We start from the raw sequence: 5,089 nt of genomic DNA, 5'->3' as shown, positions 1-5,089 counted from the left end.
GTCAGACTGATAGTCAACAAGATTATCAGCATCACAAGTTACTCCGCGAGAAATCAAAGATGTAACCAACGATTGCTGAGCCAAGTTTAGGGTTTCTTAAAAACCCAAAGATGTTTGAACTGAAGAGTTTGATCATGGCTCAGATTGAACGCTGGCGGCAGGCCTAACACATGCAAGTCGAGCGGTAGAGAGAAGCTTGCTTCTCTTGAGAGCGGCGGACGGGTGAGTAATGCCTAGGAATCTGCCTGGTAGTGGGGGATAACGTTCGGAAACGGACGCTAATACCGCATACGTCCTACGGGAGAAAGCAGGGGACCTTCGGGCCTTGCGCTATCAGATGAGCCTAGGTCGGATTAGCTAGTTGGTGAGGTAATGGCTCACCAAGGCGACGATCCGTAACTGGTCTGAGAGGATGATCAGTCACACTGGAACTGAGACACGGTCCAGACTCCTACGGGAGGCAGCAGTGGGGAATATTGGACAATGGGCGAAAGCCTGATCCAGCCATGCCGCGTGTGTGAAGAAGGTCTTCGGATTGTAAAGCACTTTAAGTTGGGAGGAAGGGCATTAACCTAATACGTTAGTGTTTTGACGTTACCGACAGAATAAGCACCGGCTAACTCTGTGCCAGCAGCCGCGGTAATACAGAGGGTGCAAGCGTTAATCGGAATTACTGGGCGTAAAGCGCGCGTAGGTGGTTTGTTAAGTTGGATGTGAAATCCCCGGGCTCAACCTGGGAACTGCATTCAAAACTGACTGACTAGAGTATGGTAGAGGGTGGTGGAATTTCCTGTGTAGCGGTGAAATGCGTAGATATAGGAAGGAACACCAGTGGCGAAGGCGACCACCTGGACTAATACTGACACTGAGGTGCGAAAGCGTGGGGAGCAAACAGGATTAGATACCCTGGTAGTCCACGCCGTAAACGATGTCAACTAGCCGTTGGAAGCCTTGAGCTTTTAGTGGCGCAGCTAACGCATTAAGTTGACCGCCTGGGGAGTACGGCCGCAAGGTTAAAACTCAAATGAATTGACGGGGGCCCGCACAAGCGGTGGAGCATGTGGTTTAATTCGAAGCAACGCGAAGAACCTTACCAGGCCTTGACATCCAATGAACTTTCTAGAGATAGATTGGTGCCTTCGGGAACATTGAGACAGGTGCTGCATGGCTGTCGTCAGCTCGTGTCGTGAGATGTTGGGTTAAGTCCCGTAACGAGCGCAACCCTTGTCCTTAGTTACCAGCACGTAATGGTGGGCACTCTAAGGAGACTGCCGGTGACAAACCGGAGGAAGGTGGGGATGACGTCAAGTCATCATGGCCCTTACGGCCTGGGCTACACACGTGCTACAATGGTCGGTACAGAGGGTTGCCAAGCCGCGAGGTGGAGCTAATCCCACAAAACCGATCGTAGTCCGGATCGCAGTCTGCAACTCGACTGCGTGAAGTCGGAATCGCTAGTAATCGCGAATCAGAATGTCGCGGTGAATACGTTCCCGGGCCTTGTACACACCGCCCGTCACACCATGGGAGTGGGTTGCACCAGAAGTAGCTAGTCTAACCTTCGGGAGGACGGTTACCACGGTGTGATTCATGACTGGGGTGAAGTCGTAACAAGGTAGCCGTAGGGGAACCTGCGGCTGGATCACCTCCTTAATCGACGACATCAGCTGCTCCATAAGTTCCCACACGAATTGCTTGATTCATTGAAGAAGACGATAAGAAGCAGCCCGAAATTGGGTCTGTAGCTCAGTTGGTTAGAGCGCACCCCTGATAAGGGTGAGGTCGGCAGTTCGAATCTGCCCAGACCCACCAATTTTGTGTGGGAAACGCCTGTAGAAATACGGGGCCATAGCTCAGCTGGGAGAGCGCCTGCCTTGCACGCAGGAGGTCAACGGTTCGATCCCGTTTGGCTCCACCACTACTGCTTCTGAAAGTTTTGAAAGCTTAGAAATGAGCATTCCATCAAAGTGATGGTGAATGTTGATTTCTAGTCTTTGATTAGATCGTTCTTTAAAAATTTGGGTATGTGATAGAAAGATAGACTGAACGTTACTTTCACTGGTAACGGATCAGGCTAAGGTAAAATTTGTGAGTTACTCGTAATTGAGTATTATCGAATTTTCGGCGAATGTTGTCTTCACAGTATAACCAGATTGCTTGGGGTTATATGGTCAAGTGAAGAAGCGCATACGGTGGATGCCTTGGCAGTCAGAGGCGATGAAAGACGTGGTAGCCTGCGAAAAGCTTCGGGGAGTCGGCAAACAGACTTTGATCCGGAGATGTCTGAATGGGGGAACCCAGCCATCATAAGATGGTTACCTTACACTGAATACATAGGTGTAAGGGGCGAACCAGGGGAACTGAAACATCTAAGTACCCTGAGGAAAAGAAATCAACCGAGATTCCCTTAGTAGTGGCGAGCGAACGGGGACTAGCCCTTAAGTGGCTTTGAGATTAGCGGAACGCTCTGGAAAGTGCGGCCATAGTGGGTGATAGCCCTGTACGCGAAAATCTCTTAGTCATGAAATCGAGTAGGACGGAGCACGAGAAACTTTGTCTGAATATGGGGGGACCATCCTCCAAGGCTAAATACTACTGACTGACCGATAGTGAACTAGTACCGTGAGGGAAAGGCGAAAAGAACCCCGGAGAGGGGAGTGAAATAGATCCTGAAACCGTATGCGTACAAGCAGTGGGAGCAGACTTTGTTCTGTGACTGCGTACCTTTTGTATAATGGGTCAGCGACTTATTTTCAGTGGCGAGCTTAACCGAATAGGGGAGGCGTAGCGAAAGCGAGTCTTAATAGGGCGTCTAGTCGCTGGGAATAGACCCGAAACCGGGCGATCTATCCATGGGCAGGTTGAAGGTTGGGTAACACTAACTGGAGGACCGAACCGACTACCGTTGAAAAGTTAGCGGATGACCTGTGGATCGGAGTGAAAGGCTAATCAAGCTCGGAGATAGCTGGTTCTCCTCGAAAGCTATTTAGGTAGCGCCTCATGTATCACTGTAGGGGGTAGAGCACTGTTTCGGCTAGGGGGTCATCCCGACTTACCAAACCGATGCAAACTCCGAATACCTACAAGTGCCGAGCATGGGAGACACACGGCGGGTGCTAACGTCCGTCGTGAAAAGGGAAACAACCCAGACCGTCAGCTAAGGTCCCAAAGTTATGGTTAAGTGGGAAACGATGTGGGAAGGCTTAGACAGCTAGGAGGTTGGCTTAGAAGCAGCCACCCTTTAAAGAAAGCGTAATAGCTCACTAGTCGAGTCGGCCTGCGCGGAAGATGTAACGGGGCTCAAACCATACACCGAAGCTACGGGTATCACGTAAGTGATGCGGTAGAGGAGCGTTCTGTAAGCCTGTGAAGGTGAGTTGAGAAGCTTGCTGGAGGTATCAGAAGTGCGAATGCTGACATGAGTAACGACAATGGGTGTGAAAAACACCCACGCCGAAAGACCAAGGTTTCCTGCGCAACGTTAATCGACGCAGGGTTAGTCGGTCCCTAAGGCGAGGCTGAAAAGCGTAGTCGATGGAAAACAGGTTAATATTCCTGTACTTCTGGTTATTGCGATGGAGGGACGGAGAAGGCTAGGCCAGCTTGGCGTTGGTTGTCCAAGTTTAAGGTGGTAGGCTGGAATCTTAGGTAAATCCGGGATTCTAAGGCCGAGAGCTGATGACGAGTTAACTTTTAGTTAACGAAGTGGTTGATGCCATGCTTCCAAGAAAAGCTTCTAAGCTTCAGGTAACCAGGAACCGTACCCCAAACCGACACAGGTGGTTGGGTAGAGAATACCAAGGCGCTTGAGAGAACTCGGGTGAAGGAACTAGGCAAAATGGCACCGTAACTTCGGGAGAAGGTGCGCCGGTGAGGGTGAAGGACTTGCTCCGTAAGCTCATGCCGGTCGAAGATACCAGGCCGCTGCGACTGTTTATTAAAAACACAGCACTCTGCAAACACGAAAGTGGACGTATAGGGTGTGACGCCTGCCCGGTGCCGGAAGGTTAATTGATGGGGTTAGCTAACGCGAAGCTCTTGATCGAAGCCCCGGTAAACGGCGGCCGTAACTATAACGGTCCTAAGGTAGCGAAATTCCTTGTCGGGTAAGTTCCGACCTGCACGAATGGCGTAACGATGGCGGCGCTGTCTCCACCCGAGACTCAGTGAAATTGAAATCGCTGTGAAGATGCAGTGTATCCGCGGCTAGACGGAAAGACCCCGTGAACCTTTACTATAGCTTTGCACTGGACTTTGAATTTGCTTGTGTAGGATAGGTGGGAGGCTTTGAAGCGTGGACGCCAGTCTGCGTGGAGCCAACCTTGAAATACCACCCTGGCAACTTTGAGGTTCTAACTCAGGTCCGTTATCCGGATCGAGGACAGTGTATGGTGGGTAGTTTGACTGGGGCGGTCTCCTCCTAAAGAGTAACGGAGGAGTACGAAGGTGCGCTCAGACCGGTCGGAAATCGGTCGTAGAGTATAAAGGCAAAAGCGCGCTTGACTGCGAGACAGACACGTCGAGCAGGTACGAAAGTAGGTCTTAGTGATCCGGTGGTTCTGTATGGAAGGGCCATCGCTCAACGGATAAAAGGTACTCCGGGGATAACAGGCTGATACCGCCCAAGAGTTCATATCGACGGCGGTGTTTGGCACCTCGATGTCGGCTCATCACATCCTGGGGCTGAAGCCGGTCCCAAGGGTATGGCTGTTCGCCATTTAAAGTGGTACGCGAGCTGGGTTTAGAACGTCGTGAGACAGTTCGGTCCCTATCTGCCGTGGACGTTTGAGATTTGAGAGGGGCTGCTCCTAGTACGAGAGGACCGGAGTGGACGAACCTCTGGTGTTCCGGTTGTCACGCCAGTGGCATTGCCGGGTAGCTATGTTCGGAATAGATAACCGCTGAAAGCATCTAAGCGGGAAACTAGCCTCAAGATGAGATCTCACTGGAACCTTGAGTTCCCTGAAGGGCCGTCGAAGACTACGACGTTGATAGGTTGGGTGTGTAAGCGCTGTGAGGCGTTGAGCTAACCAATACTAATTGCCCGTGAGGCTTGACCATATAACACCCAAGCAATTTGCATGCTCTG

2 tRNA genes and 2 rRNA genes are annotated in these 5,089 nt (G+C 51.2%); all 4 read left to right on the top strand.

What is annotated here, in order from left to right:
- The first annotated feature begins 116 nt into the window (after window positions 1-116).
- Window positions 117-1,653: ribosomal RNA gene (locus AACW30_RS23925) — 16S ribosomal RNA — on the top strand.
- Window positions 1,654-1,735: 82 nt separating this feature from the next.
- Window positions 1,736-1,812 (top strand) — tRNA-Ile (locus tag AACW30_RS23920).
- Between the two features lie 30 nt (window positions 1,813-1,842).
- A tRNA-Ala gene (locus AACW30_RS23915) sits at window positions 1,843-1,918 on the top strand.
- Window positions 1,919-2,169: 251 nt separating this feature from the next.
- Window positions 2,170-5,061: ribosomal RNA gene (locus tag AACW30_RS23910) — 23S ribosomal RNA — on the top strand.
- Together the 16S and 23S rRNA genes with 2 tRNA genes alongside form the textbook arrangement of a ribosomal RNA operon.
- Window positions 5,062-5,089: the final 28 nt, after the last annotated feature.

The organism is Pseudomonas sp. MF6747 (assembly GCF_963890955.1).
Taxonomy (GTDB): domain Bacteria; phylum Pseudomonadota; class Gammaproteobacteria; order Pseudomonadales; family Pseudomonadaceae; genus Aquipseudomonas.
This window is presented reverse-complemented; position numbering and strand designations above follow the sequence as displayed.